This is a genomic window from Parasphingorhabdus sp. (genome assembly GCF_036963805.1).
Classification (GTDB): Bacteria; Pseudomonadota; Alphaproteobacteria; order Sphingomonadales; family Sphingomonadaceae; genus Parasphingorhabdus.
In genome coordinates this window covers 360,347-378,471 of sequence record NZ_JBALUN010000002.1, presented here as the reverse complement: position 1 = coordinate 378,471, position 18,125 = coordinate 360,347, and the positions used below count along the sequence as shown (strand labels likewise).

The 18,125-nt window shown below is 51.4% G+C and carries 18 protein-coding genes; 10 read left to right on the top strand and 8 right to left on the bottom strand.

Annotation, left to right across the window (positions count from 1 at the left end):
- Positions 1-59: 59 nt before the first annotated feature.
- The 5 genes from recQ to V7676_RS08420 are packed head-to-tail and all read left to right on the top strand — an operon-like array spanning position 60 to position 5,283.
- Positions 60-1,847, top strand: coding sequence for a DNA helicase RecQ (recQ, locus tag V7676_RS08440; RefSeq protein WP_335659251.1), 1,788 nt, complete (start codon positions 60-62; stop codon positions 1,845-1,847).
- On the top strand, positions 1,844-2,206 hold the full coding sequence (locus V7676_RS08435; RefSeq protein ID WP_335659250.1) for a hypothetical protein: 363 nt from the start codon (positions 1,844-1,846) through the stop codon (positions 2,204-2,206). The genes recQ and V7676_RS08435 overlap by 4 nt, the downstream gene beginning before the upstream one ends.
- A 5-nt stretch (positions 2,207-2,211) precedes the next feature.
- Positions 2,212-2,754, top strand: a complete 543-nt coding sequence (locus V7676_RS08430; RefSeq protein ID WP_335659249.1) for a TIGR01244 family sulfur transferase — start codon at positions 2,212-2,214, stop codon at positions 2,752-2,754.
- 43 nt (positions 2,755-2,797) lie between these two features.
- A complete protein-coding gene (locus V7676_RS08425) occupies positions 2,798-3,763 on the top strand; it encodes a sterol desaturase family protein (protein WP_335659248.1) in 966 nt (321 codons plus the stop codon).
- Positions 3,697-5,283 carry a GMC family oxidoreductase gene (locus V7676_RS08420; protein ID WP_335659247.1) on the top strand — a complete coding sequence of 529 codons (1,587 nt, stop codon included), beginning with the start codon at positions 3,697-3,699 and terminating at the stop codon, positions 5,281-5,283. Before V7676_RS08425 ends, V7676_RS08420 begins: the two co-directional genes overlap by 67 nt.
- A gap of 10 nt (positions 5,284-5,293) precedes the next feature.
- Here the strand turns inward: V7676_RS08420 and V7676_RS08415 are convergent, their stop codons facing one another.
- Complete coding sequence (locus V7676_RS08415) at positions 5,294-6,349, bottom strand: hypothetical protein (RefSeq protein ID WP_335659246.1); 1,056 nt, start codon at positions 6,347-6,349, stop codon at positions 5,294-5,296.
- Positions 6,350-6,546: 197 nt separating this feature from the next.
- On the opposite strand from V7676_RS08415, the gene V7676_RS08410 reads away from it, so the two are divergent.
- Entirely contained in the window at positions 6,547-7,269 is a 723-nt protein-coding gene (locus V7676_RS08410; protein WP_335659245.1) for a hypothetical protein, read from the top strand.
- Positions 7,270-7,871: 602 nt separating this feature from the next.
- Here the strand turns inward: V7676_RS08410 and V7676_RS08405 are convergent.
- The gene (locus V7676_RS08405; protein ID WP_335659244.1) at positions 7,872-8,780 is read right to left on the bottom strand and encodes a haloalkane dehalogenase; all 909 of its coding nucleotides are present in this window, start codon (positions 8,778-8,780) and stop codon (positions 7,872-7,874) included.
- A gap of 234 nt (positions 8,781-9,014) precedes the next feature.
- Here V7676_RS08405 and V7676_RS08400 point away from each other — a divergent pair, with 234 nt between their 5' ends.
- Positions 9,015-9,707, top strand: coding sequence for an outer membrane protein (locus V7676_RS08400; RefSeq protein WP_335659243.1), 693 nt, complete (start codon positions 9,015-9,017; stop codon positions 9,705-9,707).
- A gap of 77 nt (positions 9,708-9,784) precedes the next feature.
- On the opposite strand, the gene V7676_RS08395 is transcribed toward V7676_RS08400, so the two are convergent.
- The 3 genes from V7676_RS08395 to V7676_RS08385 form a co-directional block, all read right to left on the bottom strand.
- Complete coding sequence (locus V7676_RS08395; protein WP_335659242.1) at positions 9,785-12,016, bottom strand: M3 family metallopeptidase; 2,232 nt, start codon at positions 12,014-12,016, stop codon at positions 9,785-9,787.
- A gap of 202 nt (positions 12,017-12,218) precedes the next feature.
- Entirely contained in the window at positions 12,219-13,397 is a 1,179-nt protein-coding gene (gene purT, locus V7676_RS08390) for a formate-dependent phosphoribosylglycinamide formyltransferase (RefSeq protein ID WP_335659241.1), read from the bottom strand.
- 140 nt (positions 13,398-13,537) lie between these two features.
- A complete protein-coding gene (locus tag V7676_RS08385) occupies positions 13,538-13,999 on the bottom strand; it encodes a VOC family protein (RefSeq protein ID WP_335659240.1) in 462 nt (153 codons plus the stop codon).
- Between the two features lie 150 nt (positions 14,000-14,149).
- Here V7676_RS08385 and V7676_RS08380 point away from each other — a divergent pair, with 150 nt between their 5' ends.
- From V7676_RS08380 to V7676_RS08370, 3 genes are read left to right on the top strand one after another with little or no spacing between them, the layout of a single operon-like run.
- Positions 14,150-16,312, top strand: a complete 2,163-nt coding sequence (locus tag V7676_RS08380; RefSeq protein WP_335659239.1) for a TonB-dependent receptor — start codon at positions 14,150-14,152, stop codon at positions 16,310-16,312.
- 56 nt (positions 16,313-16,368) lie between these two features.
- Positions 16,369-16,494 (top strand): Entericidin EcnA/B family protein, encoded by a 126-nt coding sequence (locus tag V7676_RS08375; RefSeq protein ID WP_335659238.1) that lies wholly within the window; start codon positions 16,369-16,371, stop codon positions 16,492-16,494.
- A 23-nt stretch (positions 16,495-16,517) separates the two neighbouring features.
- Entirely contained in the window at positions 16,518-16,643 is a 126-nt protein-coding gene (locus V7676_RS08370) for an entericidin A/B family lipoprotein (RefSeq protein ID WP_335659237.1), read from the top strand.
- Positions 16,644-16,706: 63 nt separating this feature from the next.
- Here V7676_RS08370 and tatC read toward each other — a convergent pair whose 3' ends face one another.
- From tatC to V7676_RS08355, 3 genes are read right to left on the bottom strand one after another with little or no spacing between them, the layout of a single operon-like run.
- Positions 16,707-17,486, bottom strand: a complete 780-nt coding sequence (tatC, locus tag V7676_RS08365) for a twin-arginine translocase subunit TatC (RefSeq protein ID WP_335659236.1) — start codon at positions 17,484-17,486, stop codon at positions 16,707-16,709.
- Positions 17,483-17,857: a Sec-independent protein translocase protein TatB gene (gene tatB, locus V7676_RS08360; RefSeq protein ID WP_335659235.1), complete on the bottom strand. Its 375-nt coding sequence runs from the start codon at positions 17,855-17,857 to the stop codon at positions 17,483-17,485. The genes tatC and tatB overlap by 4 nt, the downstream gene beginning before the upstream one ends.
- A gap of 32 nt (positions 17,858-17,889) precedes the next feature.
- Positions 17,890-18,117 (bottom strand): twin-arginine translocase TatA/TatE family subunit, encoded by a 228-nt coding sequence (locus tag V7676_RS08355; protein ID WP_442955419.1) that lies wholly within the window; start codon positions 18,115-18,117, stop codon positions 17,890-17,892.
- Positions 18,118-18,125 lie beyond the last annotated feature (8 nt).

Sequence of the window (18,125 nt, the reverse complement as noted above, 5' to 3'; positions counted from 1 at the left end):
AATCAAATAATTCCACTTTAACGGTTTCGTTCGGTCCATCTGCTGGGTAGGAAAGCCCGATGATCGAGAATCTCCTGCCCCTGCTAAAATCAACCTTCGGGTTTAATGCTTTTCGCGGGGTGCAGGATGAGGTTCTATCACGGGTCATGGCGCATCAAAACACGTTGGCGGTTATGCCGACCGGTGCCGGCAAGTCGCTGTGCTACCAACTGCCGTCCATAGCAAATGAAGGCACGGTTGTAGTGATTTCGCCGCTGATCGCGCTCATGCACGATCAACTGCGTAGCGCCGAAGCCGTCGGCATTCGCGCTGCAACGCTGACCTCTGCCGACGATAATAGAGCCGAGACAATCGCGCGGCTAAAAGCGGGTGAGTTAGACTTGCTCTACGCCGCACCGGAGCGCGCTTCTGGACAGCATTTTCGTGAACTGCTTGAACAGACCAAAATCTCGCTCTTTGCCATTGATGAGGCGCATTGCGTTTCAGAATGGGGGCATGACTTCAGGCCTGATTATCGGTTGCTACGCCCGCTCCTCGACCATTTTGGTGATGTACCGCGCCTTGCGCTAACCGCTACCGCAGATGCGCACACGCGCGATGACATATTGGTGCAGCTTGGCATTGAACAAGACGGCCTGATTATCGCTGGTTTTGATCGACCCAATATCCGGTATAATATTTCCCCACGTAAAGGCCTGACCGCACAAATTGCTGATCTGATTCAGCGCGTACCCGGCCCCGGCATCATTTATGCACCAACCCGCAATGCTACTGAGAAAATGGCAGATCAGATAGCACGCACCGGCCGCAGCGCCCGCGCCTATCATGCCGGTCTGCCCTCCGAGGTACGTCAGCGCAATCAAGCTGATTTTGTCGCATCCGAAGATATGGTCATGGTTGCGACCATCGCCTTTGGGATGGGTATCGACAAACCGGATGTCCGCTTCGTTGCTCATGCCGGACTGCCCAAATCCATTGAGGCTTATTATCAGGAAACCGGCCGCGCAGGCCGCGATGGCGACCCGGCTGAAGCCCATATGTTTTGGGGCGCAGAAGATTTTGCACGGGCACGGCAAAGATTGTCTGAAGTGGACGAGGCACGCCTTGGCAGCGAACGAACAAGACTAGCAGCGCTGGGCGGCTTGGTCGAAGCAGCGGGATGTCGCCGCGCGATCCTGCTCAAACATTTTGGTGAAAAGCCGCCGCAGAGCTGCGGCAATTGCGATAATTGTCTGAACGCACCGATCACACGCAATGTCACCGAATTGGCCCGAAAATTCCTGTCTGCTGTCTATCGCACGGGCCAAAGCTTTGGTGTCGGACATTTGGAAGCGGTCCTAACTGGTAAGCGAGAAGATAAAGTCCTGTCCCGCGGACATGACCAACTTTCCGTTTTTGACATTGTTGATGCAGAAGAAGCACAGCTTATCAAACCGATATCACGGTCATTGTTGCTGCGCGACGCGCTCCGCAATACCAAACATGGCGGACTGATGTTTGGCCCCGAAGCCCGCGCCATTTTGAAAGGCGAAGCCGAGGTAGATATTGTTGAACCGCCTGTGCGAGAGCGCAAAAAGCGGCGTGATGGCGCATCTCCCAATCCAGTCGGAGATCCCTTATTTGATGCCTTGCGCGCTAAACGTATGGAACTCGCCAAAGAACAGGGTGTGCCGCCTTATGTTATTTTTCATGACAGTGTCCTGCGCGATATGACCGGTTTCAAACCGCACAGCCTATCGGCGCTGGCTGAGCTTCCCGGCATCGGTGCGGCCAAACTTGAAAAATATGGCGATCCATTTCTTGCTGTCATTCAAAATGTCACCGAAGCTCGGGAAGAAAGCGCATGAACAAATTTGCGCTCTCCGTTATCCCGATGCTTTTGCTTACAGCCTGCTCTCCACAAAAGACTCTCACACCGTGGACCGATAATTTCAACGAATCCCGCGACGCCGCTATAGCTCCTGCAGCGCGCAATTTCATTGTAGAGCGTCAGGGCTGCGATCATTTTCGTGGCGAACCGGGCTATGATGAAGCGCGTAGGAAATTTCTCACCGCACAGATAAAGAAGCTCTGTTCGGGAACAGACAAGCAGCTTGAAAAACTGCGCCTGCAATTTGCTGACAGCCCGGAAACTGTCAAAGCTCTTGCAGAGTTTGAAGATTGCATCGAATATGCCAGCATATGTTCAGCCACCGAAGCGGAATAGTGGATATGAAAACGATGTTTTCGCCCATCATTCCCATTGCCGCTTTGACATTAACCGCCTGCGCTCAAGAATCCGCTCAAGATTCTGTAATCGAGGCCAAAGACAAGGAAGTCCAACCCATGTTCCGCTCCATAAACGAAAAAATCAGCGTATCCCCTCAAATCTCTCTAGAGGATATCAAAGCTGCCCAAGCCGATGGTGTAACACTGATCGTCAATAATCGCCCGGATGGCGAGGAACCCAGTGCACCGCAGAGCGCTGATATTGAAGCAGCGGCCAAAGCAGCTGGTATGGATTATATCAGCATTCCGATCACCCATAGCGGATTTTCTGCACCGCAAGTCGAAGCGATGATCAATGCCCTTGATAGCTCAAAAGGCAAGATATTAGCCTATTGCCGGTCGGGCACCCGCTCGACCTTGCTTTGGTCGCTGGCGCAAGCAAAAAAAGGCATGGCACCTGACGAAATTGCCCGTCTTGCTGGCAACGCTGGCTACGACATCACGCCTGTACGTGCGATGGTCGAGGCGCTGGCGGGGCCCCAATGAAGATAGCCTAGACAGCAACTAACATTCATGTAAATACTGGGGAATGGAGAGTTTTCCTTCCCCGACCCTTTGGGCGATTCCTTTTTTCGTGGCAACTGTCGCGGGCGAATGGCTATGGAGCCGGAAGAATAGGCGTATCCGCTACGAAACCAGAGACGCCATCACATCATTGTTGCTCGGTACTGGAAGTATCGTCGCGGGCGCTCTCACCGCAAGCATAGTATTTGCTGTTTCTCTGTGGGCATATGATCAACGGCTGTTTGATTTCCAAGTCAGTTGGACCAACGCGTTATGGCTTTTGCCCGTTGCGTTCATCCTCGACGATTTCGCCTATTATTGGTTTCACCGCACCGCTCATCGCGTTCGCTGGTTCTGGGCCGCGCATGTCATCCACCATAGCAGCCAGCATTATAATCTGACGACCGCACTGCGACAGACCTGGACCGGGTTTTTCGCGCTTAGTTTCCTGTTCCGCATGCCGCTATTCTTTTTAGGCTTTCCACCCGCTTTGATCTTCTTTCTCGCAGGGCTCAATCTTGTCTATCAATATTGGATACATACTGAAGCGATTGACCGGATGCCCAGCTGGTTTGAAGCGGTGATGAACACGCCCTCGCACCACCGCGTTCACCATGCGACCAACGCGCGTTATCTAGACCGCAACTATGCCGGAGTTTTCATAACCTGGGACAAAATGTTCGGGACGTTTGAACCCGAAACGGCGGACGAGATAATCAAATATGGAATAGTCAAAAACCTGACCAATCATAATATTTTTTGGGCCGCCTTTCACGAGTGGATCGGTATCGCCAAAGATTTATGGTCCGCCCCCTGGCGCTACAAATTAAATTATCTGATCAAACCGCCCGGGTGGAGCCATGACGGCTCTCGAGACAGCAGCGAAGCCATAAAGGCACGCTGGGCAAAGCAGGAGAGAGAAAAATGGCAGAATATGACATCATCGTCATCGGCGGCGGATCAGCTGGCAGCGCGGTTGCCGGACGGTTAAGCGAAGATGGAAAACGTTCGGTCTGCTTAATCGAGGCTGGCGGCAATAATAATAATTTTCTGGTCAAAACCCCCGGAATGATGCCGTTCTTGCCCAAAAATGCCAACTGGAAATTTGATACAGTCCCGCAGAAAGGTTTAAACGGCCGCATTGGCTATCAACCGCGCGGCCGCGGCCTTGGCGGGTCCAGTGCGATTAACGCGATGCTCTATATTCGCGGCAATAAATGGGACTATGACAACTGGTCAGCTTTGGGCTGCGATGGGTGGAGCTATGACGATGTCCTCCCCTATTTCAAGCGATCCGAAAGCAACACACGCGGCGGAGATGGTTTTCATGGCGGTGACGGCCCTCTATCCGTATCTGACCAAAAATGGCTGAATCCCGGTAGTATTGCCTTTATTGAAGCCGCCCGAAACCTGCAAATTCCCATAATCGATGATTTTAACGGCGCGAAACAGGAGGGCATGGGCATTTATCAGGTCACCCAGAAAGACGGGGAACGCTGGACTGCAGCCCGTGCCTATATTGAACCTGCGCGCAATAGACAGAATCTAGACATTAAGACCAAATCATTGGTTGAAAAGTTGATTGTCGAGGATGGCCGGGTGACCGGCGTTCAAATACAGCGCGGTCGCAAACGGGAAAAACTGTCTGCAAAGGCTGCAGTTGTCCTTTCCGCAGGCGCATTTGGAACACCGCAGATCCTGCAACTATCCGGCATCGGTCCCGAAGCACACCTCAAGGACAAGGGCATCGATATAGTTGCCGACAAGCCGGAAGTAGGAGCAAATCTGAAAGACCATATTGATTTTGTATCCGGTTATAAAACGGAATCGAAAGAACTCATCGGCGACTCCCTGCAAGGGACTTTCCGCATGGGCAAGGCGATCATCGAACACCGGATGAAACGTACTGGTATCATGACCACGCCATATGCCGAGGCAGGTGGATTCTGGAGCTCCGGCCCCGACCTACCAGCACCGGATATTCAATATCATTTCGTGCCCGCCATGCTGGAAGATCATGGCCGTGAACAAGTCAAAGGACATGGCTTTAGCTGCCATGCATGCGTCTTACGTCCGCATAGTAAAGGCACAGTGCGGCTCAACAACGCAGATCCCACTGCCCCACCCGCCATTGACCCAAATTTTCTTGATGATGATCGCGATATTGCAACGTTGCGTAGCGGTGTCCGCCATATGCAGCGGATCATGGACGCGCTGCCGCTGACCGATTTCAAACCGACCAATCGCCATCCCATCGATATGAGCAATAATGACGCACTTGATGCGCTCATCCGTGCGCGTGCCGACACGGTCTATCATCCCGTGGGCACCTGCCGCATGGGCAGCGACGACGATGCAGTGGTCGATAGCCGTCTAAAATTCAAAGGGTTGGACGGACTATATATTGCTGACGCATCGATCATGCCGGAAATTATCAGCGGCAACACCAATGCGCCCAGCATCATGATCGGTGAACGGGCAGCCGATTTCATCAAGGCCGATCTGGCATAAAGCGCCCGAACTAGGCGAGAATCGTATAACCCTCATCATCCTGCCCGCGGCACATCTGTTTCGATACCCGCGTTTCTTTACCATCGATAATCGCGACATCCGTTATGTTGAGACATTTACGTCCGTTAGGTTGCGTGTTCATTGCAGTCACGGTCGATGATCCGGAAACGCCGGCGCGCGTCGGGCTTTTCCATGTGGCTGTAGCACCGACTTCTTCTTTCTCGGTCACTGCAACCGTGGCCTCCGCCGCTTCTATCTGTTCTTCCTGAGTCAACTGACAGGCAATTTCACCGACGAGCACCGCACCTACGCCGCTGGAAATCAAAGTTCCGATTGTTCCAAGACCAGCGGCATTACCGGCCACTCCGCCCAAAATTCCGCCAAGCACGCCGCCGCGCCGCTTGGCCTTCTTGCATTTTTGCGAACCGCTGGATTTTTTGGCACTTTTAACAGCACCGTCTTTCTTGTCTGTCTTATCTTTTTTGGCTTCGTCATCCTTGGAAACATATTCTGGCACCTGATAACCGCCACATCCGGTATTAAAGCAGAAACGATCCTGTAAATAACTACGGTCTTGCTGATAGCGCGACTCCAACATGCGATAGTCGGCCAAATGAGCACCATCGGGATCCGAAGCGGCATGCTCCTGTTTCACCACAGCGTAAAAATCATCCCGACTTTTTGCCGAATATTTCATCTGTCCAGCAACCTGTCTGGTATAAACAGCCGATAGTTGGTTTTGGTGATCGATCATTTTTTGCCGGAACGGGGTCAGCACTTCTGAATAATAGCGATCCAGTAAGACGGTGCAGCGATTAGTCTCTTTGGCCTTATCAAAAGGTGCTGCGATTTTTTGAAAATCCTCACGGCAGTCGGGATAACCCTTCTGACTTAATATCGGCGTTGGCGGTAGCGCCGGCAGCGCCGGTTCCGCAGCAACAGGAGCCGCATAGGCCCGGTCCACGCTTGATCCGCTCTGCTCCTGTGAGAAAGCAGGCGACCCCACGCTGGTCATCAAGCAAGCCGTTACCAGCGCATGAATCATGCTTTCTATCCGTTTTGCCATTTGATCGCCTCCATTCCCGAATTTGCTAGCTTCAAACCGCAGGCGCTGCAACCTTGACCTGTGTTATGTAGCTCGAACCATCACGATTAATGCATGACATAAGTCGACCTTTTTTATCTGTCTGTGCAAAATAGCACTTCTTGTAGGAAATTTGGCTTTAGATTATGTTGTGTCGATACGGGATAGAGAGAACAGCGATGAAGAATATTTATAAATCCTTGATTTTGCTAACGGCAACGCTGGCTATTCAGGGGAACACATTGCCCGATGAGAACCGGACGACCGACGCGCAAAATCCTACCTGTCCCGCTCAACCCAACTGGACCAGCTATAAAGAAATGGTCCTCACCCCGGTTAAAACAAACGGCACGACTGTGCTTTTTGCTGAAGGAGTTGTCGATCTCGGCCTGCCGGAACGTTTGAAGAAGGCGCTCGCAGCCAATCCCGAAATTACCGAAATCTGGCTACGCTCACCCGGAGGCCACGCCCGCGCTGGCAATGAAGCGGGACGAATTATCCGCGAAGAGGGCGGTGCATTGATCACTCGTATCCCAGCGGGGTGGACGTGTTTCAGCGCGTGTAATTTCGTCTTCATGGGCGGTCGGGCGCGGATCATCGAGGCAGATGGTGATTTCATGGTCCACATGTTCACCATGACTGGAGATCGTAACGCGATTAATTACAGCATTGAAATGGGCACAGATTCCACGGTCGAACTTATCGGAGAAGTGGAACAGGAAAGCGCCCTGCTCGCCACGGAAGATAATGACTTTTTGATCCGGATGGGCGTGTCACGCAAACTGCTGACGGACATTATGTATAAGCAAAAGGCAGTAAAAACAGATGGCTCTGATCAATCCACTCGCCGGTGCCTCACAAAAGCGGAAGCACTGAAATATAACGTTGCCAATGTAGAATAGCTAGATGGCTTGCGACTCTCGCGCGAATACTCAAGGGGCCTCTCGAGCAATCTGATTTGGCAGATTTTTAAGGATGTCTGTTAATATTCGGCTGTTTCCCACAACTTTTTTAGCATTTTTTTTGCAGTGTGTTTCAACAGCTTGAGGATGAATGTGCGGTATGTCACGCATCGATGTCGGAAAAATCCTATATTGTTTCTTATAAGCGCCTAACACTTCATCGACGGTAACAAACGGTTCACCGTGAATTCAGTAACGAACCCTAAAGTCATGCGTAGTGAATTTGGCAGCAAAGAGAAGGAAGAAAGATGTATTTATCTCCAAGATCATTCGTCAACCGTCCTCAAGACGTATTGGCCGAATCTAGCAATCCACAACAGGCGCCAGTGCTACAACGCGGATATCAGCCGATGTATCATCTCGATATCGTCAATCGTTGCCCTGGATGCGGCAAGTCACACTGGCATGTTGGACGGTTTAGTGCAGAATGCGCGCATTGCGAAACAGCTCTGCCACTGGCCATTGTGTCCAGTCAGCCTATGAAACCGCGCTTTACCGGTAGTTCAAGTAAAACGGCAATGGCGGCTTAATCGCGAAACCGGTTAAAGGTCTCCGAAGGATTTTAGCGCAGTCCGGGCGATCGGCTCACCCCATTCCTGAACAAAATGGCCGCCGCCTTCGATCATCATCGGTTCGGGACAGCCATTGATGAGCTTTTGTAGCTTGAGCATAACGGGTGGGCCGAGGACAGGATCGGCATCACCGATGGCCATGAAGGTATCGCCCTGCCACTCGTCTTTCCAGAAAACAGCAGCCTGAGTACTAACCTCGACACCGTCCATTTCCGGTGAAACAGGAACAAGAGCCGGGAATTTTCGTGCCCCGGCCTGATAGCTTGAGTCCGGGAATGGTGCGTCATAGGCCGCGATTTCCTGTTCGGTCAGATGCGGAGTACCGCTGGCGATGATCTGGCCGGTTTTGAATTCCGGCGTGTTGAGCGCAAATTCTTTCCACGCGTTAAAACCATCGCCGGGTGAGCGGCCTAAACCAAGGCCCGTATTCATAACGATCAGACGCGACAGGCGCGTCTTAAAAGCTTCATCGGCTGGCAATGTTAGCCCGATGACCCCACCCCAATCCTGCACTACTAATGTGATATTTTTCAGGTCCAGCCGCTCGACCAACGCCAGAATATAATTACGATGAAAATCAAAGGTATAATCATCCAGCTCTGTCGGTTTGTCGGAGCGGCCAAAACCAAAGAAATCCGGCGCAACAACGCGTGCACCGCTCTCCAGAAAGACCGGGACCATCCGCCGATATAGGAACGACCAGCTTGGTTCCCCATGCAAACAGAGAAAGGTGCGATCTGCGTCCTTAGCCCCTTCGTCAATCCAGGCCGCGCGTAGCCCTTCGTAACCCGGCAAATCCTCTGCGTAATGGGCAGCATAATCAAAGTCAGGAATATTGGCGAAGCGTTCTTCGGGGGTGCGTAGAGCTTTAATAACCATGACATCAATTTCCTCTTATAAAGTTGCAATATAAAACCTGTCAGGTGCGTGGCGGAAATGCAACAGATTCTGGCAATCTTCATCATATTGCAAATATGCGACGAACGACGGAACCATATCACCCCTTGTTCAGTTAAATTTGTGCATCGGGGTCGTGTTCAAATAATTGGACATCACGATGTCTGTACATGTGTTTTGTGCAGATTTTTTTAAGTAGTCAAAGTGGAGTAAAATATGAAATCCCCCCTAGTATACTCTCTCCTTGCTGGCAGCATATTGCTACCGGCAGCCGCGCAAGCACAGGAGAAATCCCCCTTCTCCGGTCCCCGTATCGAAATTCTCGGCGGCTATGACCAGCTTCGTTCCGGCAGCGATGTCGATATTGACACAGACGAAGACGGCATTTTTGAAGATAACGGCATCGACCAGTCGGTTGATGGTTTCGCCTATGGTGCAGCAGTCGGTTATGATTTCGATCTTGGCGGCGTAGTCGTCGGTCTCGAAGGTGAATATATGGACTCAACCGGAAAGCAGAGTACCAGCGAAGACGTTGCTGCGCCGTTTGGATATCGCATCAACGTCAATCGTGACCTTTATCTCGGTGCCCGTGTGGGCGTTCAGGTCGCGCCGCGTACCTTGGTCTATGCTAAAGGTGGTTACACTAACACCCGCGTCGAATCGCGGTTTCAGGACCGCGCCGAAGATGACGGTTATGAACTGGATTATGATGATGGGCAGTCCATCGACGGTTTCCGTGTGGGTGCCGGTGTCGAACAATTAGTCGGCCCGGGCTATGTGAAACTGGAATATCGCTATTCCAACTATAGCAGCATGAAATATGACGATGAACTATTCTCGGACAATAGCTCGATCGGCATTGACCTCGACCGGCATCAGGTCCTAGCCGGAGTTGGTGTTCGTTTCTAGATAACCACGACAAGCAAAGAAAAGGGCGCGCTAACCTCTCGGCTAGCGCGCCCTTTTTATATCTCTCAATGAGCGGCTTAATTGTCGCCAGTCGCCTCACCGGGTACAGGAAATCCGCGTTTCTTGAGGATATATTTCACTTCAGGGTCACGGCCGCGGAACTCGCGATATGCATCTTTCCGATCCGTTTCATTCGCTGTGGAAAGCACGATCGAACGGAAGCGTTCCGCCGTATCCTTGTCCCAGACATCCCCTGTCTCTTCAAAGGCCGCCCAGGTGTCCGCGTCCATGGTTTCCGACCATAAATAGCTGTAATAGCCTGCTGAATAAGCATCGGACGAAAAGAGATGATTAAATTGTGGCAGACGGTGACGCATGACAATCGTGTCCGGCATGCCAATTTCAGTCAAGGCCTCACGTTCAAACGCATCAGGATCGGTGACAGGTTCGGCGCGATTATGCAGCTTCATGTCAATAATCGCGGATGACAGATATTCGACCGTTGAGAAGCCTTCGTTGAAGGTTTTTGATTTGTTGATCTTGTCGACCAAAGCCTGAGGCATAGGCTCACCGGTTTCCGCATGTTTCGCATAATTATCGAGCACATAGCGGGTCAACAGCCAATTTTCGTTCACCTGACTCGGATATTCAACAAAGTCGCGCGGTGTGCCGCCCAGTCCCGGATATTTAATGTCATAATTGAGATAATGCAGCGCATGGCCAAATTCATGGAACAGAGTGGAGGCATCATCCAAACTTATTAAAGTGGGAGACCCTTTCCCGCCTTTAACGAAGTTATTATTGTTAGACGCCAGCACATAACGGTTCTTACCGCCTAAATCATATTGGCTGCGATAGGTCGTCATCCACGCGCCGGACCGTTTGCCCGTACGCGCAAAATTGTCGAGATAGAAAAGCCCGACCAGCTTGTCGCCGCGCTTCACTTCAAAGGTGCGGACTTCAGGATCGAAAACCGGAACACTGCCGGTATTTTCGGTAAATTTCATGCCATAGAGTTTGTTCGCGGCATCAAACATCGCGGCAACCATATTGTCCAGTTGGAAATAAGGCTTAATCTCCGTTTCATCGAGATCATATTTGGCTTTGCGGACTTTCTCCGCATAGAAACGATAATCCCATGGCTTGATAGTGATACCAGCGCCCTCGGCATCTGCAATCTCTTGCATATCCGCGACTTCTTCTTTCACCCGCGCGACAGCAGCCGGCCAGACTTTCATCATCAATTCCATCGCGGTTTCGGGGTCTTTCGCCATGGTATCGGCCATTCGGTATTGGGCGTGGTTTTCAAATCCCAATAGCTTCGCCCGATCAGAGCGCAGTTTCAATATCTTGGCGATTGTCGCGTTGGTGTCGTTCGCGTCGCCATTGTCACCGCGGTTAATATAGGCGTTATAGATTTTCTCACGCAGATCGCGGCGGGTAGAGTTTTGCATAAACGGCTGCATGACCGAACGCGTATTTTTCAGCGCCCAGCCCTCTTTACCTTGCTCTTTGGCCGCTTCAGCAATGGAAGCTACAAAACTAGCTGGCAAGCCGGCCAGATCAGCCTCGTCTGTCAGAAAGACAAACGTTTCCTCATCCGCGAGCACCTTGTTGGAAAACTCATTAAATTCCTTGGACAAGTCCGTATTCATCGCGATGAGTTTTTCTTTGTCTGCACCTTTAAGCAACGCGCCGTTACGGACCAAACTTTCATAATCCCGTTCGACCAAACGCAATTGCTCTGCGTCGAGACCGGCGGTCATACGGCCACCATAAACGGCTTTATAACGCTGGAAAATGACGGGATCGAGGGTTAGTTCGTCTAAGAAAGCGGAGATTTTTGGTAACCATATGCCCTGAATTTCGCGGATTTCATCGTTCGACAGGTTGCTGCTATGCACGCCCCATATTGCGAACAGCTCATCGGCGCTATTGCCCGCCAGTTCCAAAGGTACCGTCGTATTTTCAAACGTCGCTGGCTCAGGATTATCACGCACTGCAATAAATTTCGCCTTAATGTCTTTCATCGTCTGTTCGAAAGCGGCGGGAAAATCGGCTATCTTCACTTCATCCCACGGCGGCACACCGTCATAGGGGCCCGTCCATTCTTGCATGATCGAATTTTCAAATGCGTCGTCAGAGCTTTTTTTCATTCCGCTATTTCCGTTCGCGCTCATCTTGTTAAGTTCTGCTGTGGTCATCTTCTTCTCATGATCATCAGCCATGGCTGGGCTACTGCTAAACCCAAGCAAGGCGGCAGTCGAGACGCCCATAAAAAATTTGCGGCTGGAAACTGAAAATCGCATATATGTCTCTCCAATGGATAGGATATGTTGCCCCTGTTAGGGACATAAAGCTCCGTGTTCTCTTACGTTTGATACCCCGGTACAATAGCGGCGTATCAAAGGCAAAAAGGTTGCGTTTGAAATCATACTTTAGACGAAAGACGCTTAGCGGTCGATGAACGACGGTATAATGAGGTTATAGTCAGCGCAATGAAGCCGCCAACTAACGATATTCAATCCCGACGGCATCCGCCGCGCTTTTCGCCAGACGCCGTGCTGTGTCGCTATTTGCACCCGTAGCCAGCGCGACTGCCATCCGGCGATAGGGCCGGGTGATCGGTTTTCCAAATATCCGTATATCCACTTCCGCACCTTCGCGGCCCAAAGCCAAAGCCTCCGCGACACCAGTAAAAGCAAAATCCTCGCTATCCCGATCCGCCAATATCACCGCGCTGGCACTGGCTGGAGCGGTCAGCGCAATATGCGGAATGGGAAGCGCCATGATAGCACGGGCATGAAGATCAAATTCGCTTAAATTCTGGCCGATTAGGGTTACCATACCCGTATCATGCGGGCGCGGGCTGAGTTCGGAAAAGATAACCTCTCCATCCTTGGTCACAAAAAACTCAGCGCCAAATAAGCCGTAACCACCAAGATTATCAACGACCTTTCGCGCCATGTCCTGAGCAGTTGTTAACGCATCCTCAGACATCGCAGCCGGTTGCCAGCTTTCCTGATAATCGCCGCGTTCCTGCCTATGGCCGATTGGCGGGCAAAACAGGACAGCGTCACGCGTTCGGACCGTCAGCAGGGTAATTTCATAATCGAAATCGATAAACTGTTCGACAATCACGCGGGCGCGGTCACCGCGCATATTGTCAACGGCGTAAGTCCAGGCGGTTTCGAGCGCGTCGGCATTATCAACCTTGCTCTGCCCCTTGCCAGAAGATGACATGACCGGCTTGATAACAAGGGGTAGCCCGATATCATCTGCAGCGGCCTGCACCTCGGCGAAACTCTCGGCATAATGATAGCGCGAGGTCGTCAGCCCCAACTCCTGCGCCGCGACATCGCGAATGGCATCGCGGTTCATCGTCAGCTGGGTCGCACGAGCGGATGGAACAACATTATATCCCTCGCCCTCCACTTCGGCGAGAATTTCGGTACGGATGGCTTCCACTTCAGGCACAATCAGGTCGGGCTTATGCTTTTCGATCGCCGCGCGCAATTTATCGCCATCGAGCATGGAAAAAACTTCACTCGCATCCGCGACCTGCATCGCTGGCGCGTTTTCATAAGCATCACAGGCAATCACAAATGCCCCAAGGCGTTTGGCAGAAATGGTAAATTCACGGCCCAGTTCGCCGGAACCGAGCAGCAGGATTTTTTTGGTGAAGGTCATGAGGTTGATAATAACCAAATATCACCAGCTCGTCATCCTGAACTTGTTTCTGGATCTAGTTTGCAACGGTTGCGGTATTAAATCCTCAATCGAAGGCCGCCGAGAACAAAAAGTTCAGAATGACAAATAGTTATAGGACCCTATGTTCCCTCAGCCATCATCTCAGCCATCCGTTTATTCATCTCTTCCGGACTGACATCTTCAATATGCGTGGACAAGGTCCATTCATGACCAAATGGGTCTTTCACCCAACCAGACCGATCTCCGAAAAATTGATCCTCCACGGGCCGCACTGCGGTCGCGCCTGCACTGACGGCTTGCTCAAAAGCAGCATCGCTATCCTCAACATATATCATCAGGCTGCAAGTTCCGCCGCCGCGCTTATTCGGACCAAGCTTATCCATATCGGGGAATTCGTCGGACAGCATCACGTGGCTGTCGCCGATTAATATATCGGCATGGCCGATTTTATCGCCCATCGGCAAACGCATGACTTCCTCCGCGCCAAAGGCTTTTTTGTAAAATTCGATGGCCGCCGCCGCATCATCGACGGTCAGATAGGGTGTTACGATGTGATAACCCTCTTCTTTCCATTGGCTCATAGTTCATCTCCTCTCAATGATAGCGGTTCCATTTCATAGCAAATTTCACTCAGCTTGGCGACTAGGCCGAAATTATCAATTGATATGTTATATCATTAGACTTAAAGGCGAGTGACGTTTCCCCTAACCTTGTTAATCAGGCGAATATCCATGCCCCAGATAAAATATTTACTATCGACCGCACTACTCATCAGCCCCATCGCCCCTGCCCTTGCTCAACAAGAAGCCCAACATAGTACATCGCCTGATATATCCGGTGTGCAACAACAGCGCGGTACGGCTGATGATTTCCACAATGACGATGCGATTGTTGTGACGGCACCTTATGTCAAAAAGCTTGATATATTGGCCGGTACGTCAGTGTTATCCGGCGATAAATTAACTGAAGACTTGCGCGGCCAAATAGGGGACAGCTTGACGAGCCTTCCCGGCATTTCGTCGACCAGCTTTGCACCTGGCGCATCACGTCCAGTATTACGCGGCTTTCAGGGACCGAGGGTCAAGGTGTTGACGGACGGCATTGGTTCACTGGACGCATCCAATACGTCGGTTGACCATGCTGTGACAATTGATCCGCTGACCGCCCAGCGCATCGAAGTACTACGTGGACCAGCGGTCTTGCTGTTTGGCGGTGATGCAATTGGCGGAGCGGTAAATGTTATCGACAAGCGGATTCCTCGTGATGTACCAGATGAAGCATTCCATCTGGATGCTGTCGGTGGTTACGGCAGCGCCGCTAATGATTGGAGCATAGGCGGATCGCTTGACGTGCCGCTGACCGACTCTTTCGTTTTCCACGTCAACGGAAGCTACCGGAATACCGGCGATGTCAACATCGCTGGATTCGTATTGGCACCGGAACTGCGCGGAGAAGTCCTCGCTGCAGCAGCTGAAGAGACCGAAGAAGGCCATCTTGATGAAGCAGCCGAACTGACCGAAACTGCCAATCGACGCGGCTCCGTCCCCAATACGGCCAGTCGCACTGTCAACGCAGCAACCGGCCTCGCCTATATTGGCGATGGCGGTAATATCGGCTTTTCTGTCGGCTATTATGATACGGACTATGGCATACCGACCCGTCCGGGCACGGAACATGCCCATACAGAAGGTGGTGCTGAAGAAGAGGGCCATGAAGAAGAAGGGCCGGTTACTATCGGCCTAAAACAATATCGAGCCGATCTGCGCGCCGGCGTAAATATGGGTGGTTTTTTTGAATCGCTTAACCTGCGGGCAGGCTATTCTGACTATGAACATACCGAATATGAAGGCGACGAAGTTGGTACTGTTTTCCAAGTCGAAGGTATCGAAGCACGGGCGGAACTGGTGCAAAGCAACCGCAATGGCTGGCGCGGCGTTGTCGGTACGCAGCTATTGGCGCGAGATTTCAACGCTATTGGTGCAGAAGCCTTTGTCCCCAAAAACTCGGTCGAAAGCTGGGCATTATTTACCGTACAAGAAATAGATCTTGGCAATTTTGAAGTGGAAGCCGCTGCACGATACGACAACACGAATATCTCAGCCAACGCCGTTAATTTTGACCGTAGTTTTGACAGTTTTACAGGCGCACTTGGTTTTGCTTACGCTCCAGAGCAAAGTGGCTTTAAAATCGGCGTCAACCTCTCCCGATCAGAGCGGGCTCCATCGGCGGAAGAGCTATTGTCCGATGGCCCCCATATTGCCACGCAGGCCTATGAAACCGGAAACCCTGACTTTTCCACGGAGAAAAGCTGGGGCGGGGAACTATATGCGCGCTGGGACGCAAACGATATCCAACTAAGTGCCACAGTTTTTGCCAATCTTTTCAATGATTATATTTTTGAGGCTGAAACTGGGGTGGAAGAAGGTGGATTACCCATTTTCCAATATTTTCAACAGGATGCGACCTATTATGGTGTCGAGGCCTCAGCCTCCTTCACTCTAGCCCATGCTGGCGGGTTCGATTTCGTTACGGACGGGGTAGCCGATTATATCCATGCGAATATCAAAGATGGCGGCGGACCGGTTCCACGGATTCCGCCGCTGCGCTTATTGGGCGGTATCGAGGCACAAAGTGATGCGGTTGATCTGCGCGCGGAACTGGAGTGGTCGGACAGCCAAAATCGTGTCGCCGCCTTTGAAACAAGCACGGACAGTTTCACGATGGTCAATGCATCTGCGGCATGGCGACCTTTAGGCAAAAATGGCGGCGTCACATTACTGGCCTCCGCCAATAATATATTCGACGTAAACGCCCGTCGTCATGCTTCGTTCACGAAAGATTATGTACCGCTCTCAGGACGTGATATTCGTGTAAGCGCGAAATTCAGTTTTTAGCGGGAATCAGGTAACTCCTTATTTTTGCTAGAAACACAAAATAAGGAGTTACCACTATGCGCAAAATTATCGCTTCCATCGTCCTCTCCTCAGCGCTTTTGCTGGGTGCGTGCAACACTGTGCAGGGTGTGGGCGATGATATTAAATCCGTTGGCCGGGCCGGCGAACGGGTCATTGACTAATCTATTCCATCAGGAGAATTAATATGCGCAAGATTTTGGTATCAATGATAATTTCATCAACACTTTTGCTGGCAGCCTGCAACACGGTTCAGGGCGTTGGAAAAGACGTAGAATCAGTCGGGCGTGCCGGCGAAGACGCGATTGATTAGAATATATTTTAAAACCCGTTAGCAGCCTGAGCCCTTAACCAGGCATCCCATGCTAACGGGATTTTACTCCGCTTGTGCAGCCTTCGATTTTTTGCGCTCGGTAAACCACATAATAGCAAGAGAAGCCTCGTAGAGCAGGATAAGCGGGATGCCGAGAAGGAATTGCGACACGACATCTGGTGGGGTTAATATCGCGGCCAACAGAAAAGCGCCAACCATCATATATCGGCGCCAGCCTTTCAGCTGCTCACGGGTCACCAATCCCGCACGGTTGAGAAGCAATAGCAGAACCGGCAACTGGAAACAGATCCCAAAGGCCAGAATGAACTGCATAACGAGAGATAGATAATCTCCCATCGCCGGCAAGGCCTCTTGCTTCAACCCGCCGACTTCGCCTTCAAAGCCAAGAAAAAACCGAAATGCCGTTGGCATCACGACAAAATAGGCAAGCGACGCTCCCGCAGCGAATAATATCGGCGTGGCGAACAGAAATGGCAAAAATGCCTTTTTTTCGTTTGCATATAACCCCGGCGCAATAAAGGCCCAGAGCTGGTTTGAAATAACCGGAAAAGCGAGAAAAAAGGCTGCGAACATCGAAACCTTTATTTCCACGAAAAAAGCTTCATAAAGCTTGGTATAGATCAGCTTCCCTTCTCCCGGCGGGAAGGCATCGGTGAGCGGTCTGACCAATAGCCCAAATATTTCGTCCGCAAAATAAAAGCTGATCAGGAATGCTATCGCCAAAGCCGCCACAGCCCAGACAAGTCGTTTGCGCAGTTCGATCAGATGCTCGATCAACGGCGCTTTGCTGTCATCGATATCAGGCGAGGACTGTTCGTTCATGCGTCAGGCTTTTCCGCCGGTTTTGCAGGTGCTTCATTGTCAGACGGCAAATCAGCCTCTCCGGTAGCGGAACTTGAGTACTTTTCCGAAGGCGGTCCACCCAATGCTTCCATCACCGGCTCATCATCAGAAATGGTCGGATGTTCCAACATAATGCGCTCATTTTCAGAGGCCCATTTCTTTTCCATTTCCTGAAGTTCGGCTTCGCGGACCATGGCATCAAAACCGCTTCGGAAATTACCCATAATACCACGAGCCTTGGCCATCCAACGGCCAGCAGTCGCTAACGCGCGCGGCAGTTCTTTGGGACCAATCACGACGACAGCAACAATCACGATAATCGCAATCTCAGAGATGGATAGCTCAAACATATTTGTGCGCCGCTATGGCCGGCAAGCCAGCCTTAGCCAGCGATCTTGTCCGATGTGGTCGATTTATCTGCACTGATATCGACTGATTTACTGTCAATCTGGGCAGCGGCTTTCACGCTTTCCTCTTCTTCGGTGAGGCCTTTTTTGAAGGACTTAATGCCTTTTCCGACATCACCCATCATCTCCGAAATCCGGCCGCGACCGAACAGGATTAGCACCAACGCTGCTACAATTAAAATCTGCCAAATACTCGGTTGCATCAAAAATC

Excerpts from the sequence above, each read along its gene's own strand:
- recQ (WP_335659251.1), top strand. The coding sequence starts at position 60 with ATGATCGAGAATCTCCTGCCCCTGCTAAAATCAACCTTCGGGTTTAAT.
- V7676_RS08405 (WP_335659244.1), bottom strand. The coding sequence starts at position 8,780 with ATGGTTATTAAAGCTCTACGCACCCCCGAAGAACGCTTCGCCAATATT.
- V7676_RS08410 (WP_335659245.1), top strand. The coding sequence starts at position 6,547 with ATGAAGAATATTTATAAATCCTTGATTTTGCTAACGGCAACGCTGGCT.
- V7676_RS08435 (WP_335659250.1), top strand. The coding sequence starts at position 1,844 with ATGAACAAATTTGCGCTCTCCGTTATCCCGATGCTTTTGCTTACAGCC.
- V7676_RS08395 (WP_335659242.1), bottom strand. The coding sequence starts at position 12,016 with ATGCGATTTTCAGTTTCCAGCCGCAAATTTTTTATGGGCGTCTCGACT.
- V7676_RS08385 (WP_335659240.1), bottom strand. The coding sequence starts at position 13,999 with ATGAGCCAATGGAAAGAAGAGGGTTATCACATCGTAACACCCTATCTG.
- V7676_RS08355 (WP_442955419.1), bottom strand. The coding sequence starts at position 18,117 with ATGCAACCGAGTATTTGGCAGATTTTAATTGTAGCAGCGTTGGTGCTA.
- purT (WP_335659241.1), bottom strand. The coding sequence starts at position 13,397 with ATGACCTTCACCAAAAAAATCCTGCTGCTCGGTTCCGGCGAACTGGGC.
- V7676_RS08430 (WP_335659249.1), top strand. The coding sequence starts at position 2,212 with ATGAAAACGATGTTTTCGCCCATCATTCCCATTGCCGCTTTGACATTA.
- tatB (WP_335659235.1), bottom strand. The coding sequence starts at position 17,857 with ATGTTTGAGCTATCCATCTCTGAGATTGCGATTATCGTGATTGTTGCT.
- V7676_RS08375 (WP_335659238.1), top strand. The coding sequence starts at position 16,369 with ATGCGCAAAATTATCGCTTCCATCGTCCTCTCCTCAGCGCTTTTGCTG.
- V7676_RS08415 (WP_335659246.1), bottom strand. The coding sequence starts at position 6,349 with ATGGCAAAACGGATAGAAAGCATGATTCATGCGCTGGTAACGGCTTGC.
- V7676_RS08425 (WP_335659248.1), top strand. The coding sequence starts at position 2,798 with ATGGAGAGTTTTCCTTCCCCGACCCTTTGGGCGATTCCTTTTTTCGTG.
- V7676_RS08380 (WP_335659239.1), top strand. The coding sequence starts at position 14,150 with ATGCCCCAGATAAAATATTTACTATCGACCGCACTACTCATCAGCCCC.
- V7676_RS08400 (WP_335659243.1), top strand. The coding sequence starts at position 9,015 with ATGAAATCCCCCCTAGTATACTCTCTCCTTGCTGGCAGCATATTGCTA.
- tatC (WP_335659236.1), bottom strand. The coding sequence starts at position 17,486 with ATGAACGAACAGTCCTCGCCTGATATCGATGACAGCAAAGCGCCGTTG.
- V7676_RS08420 (WP_335659247.1), top strand. The coding sequence starts at position 3,697 with ATGGCAGAATATGACATCATCGTCATCGGCGGCGGATCAGCTGGCAGC.
- V7676_RS08370 (WP_335659237.1), top strand. The coding sequence starts at position 16,518 with ATGCGCAAGATTTTGGTATCAATGATAATTTCATCAACACTTTTGCTG.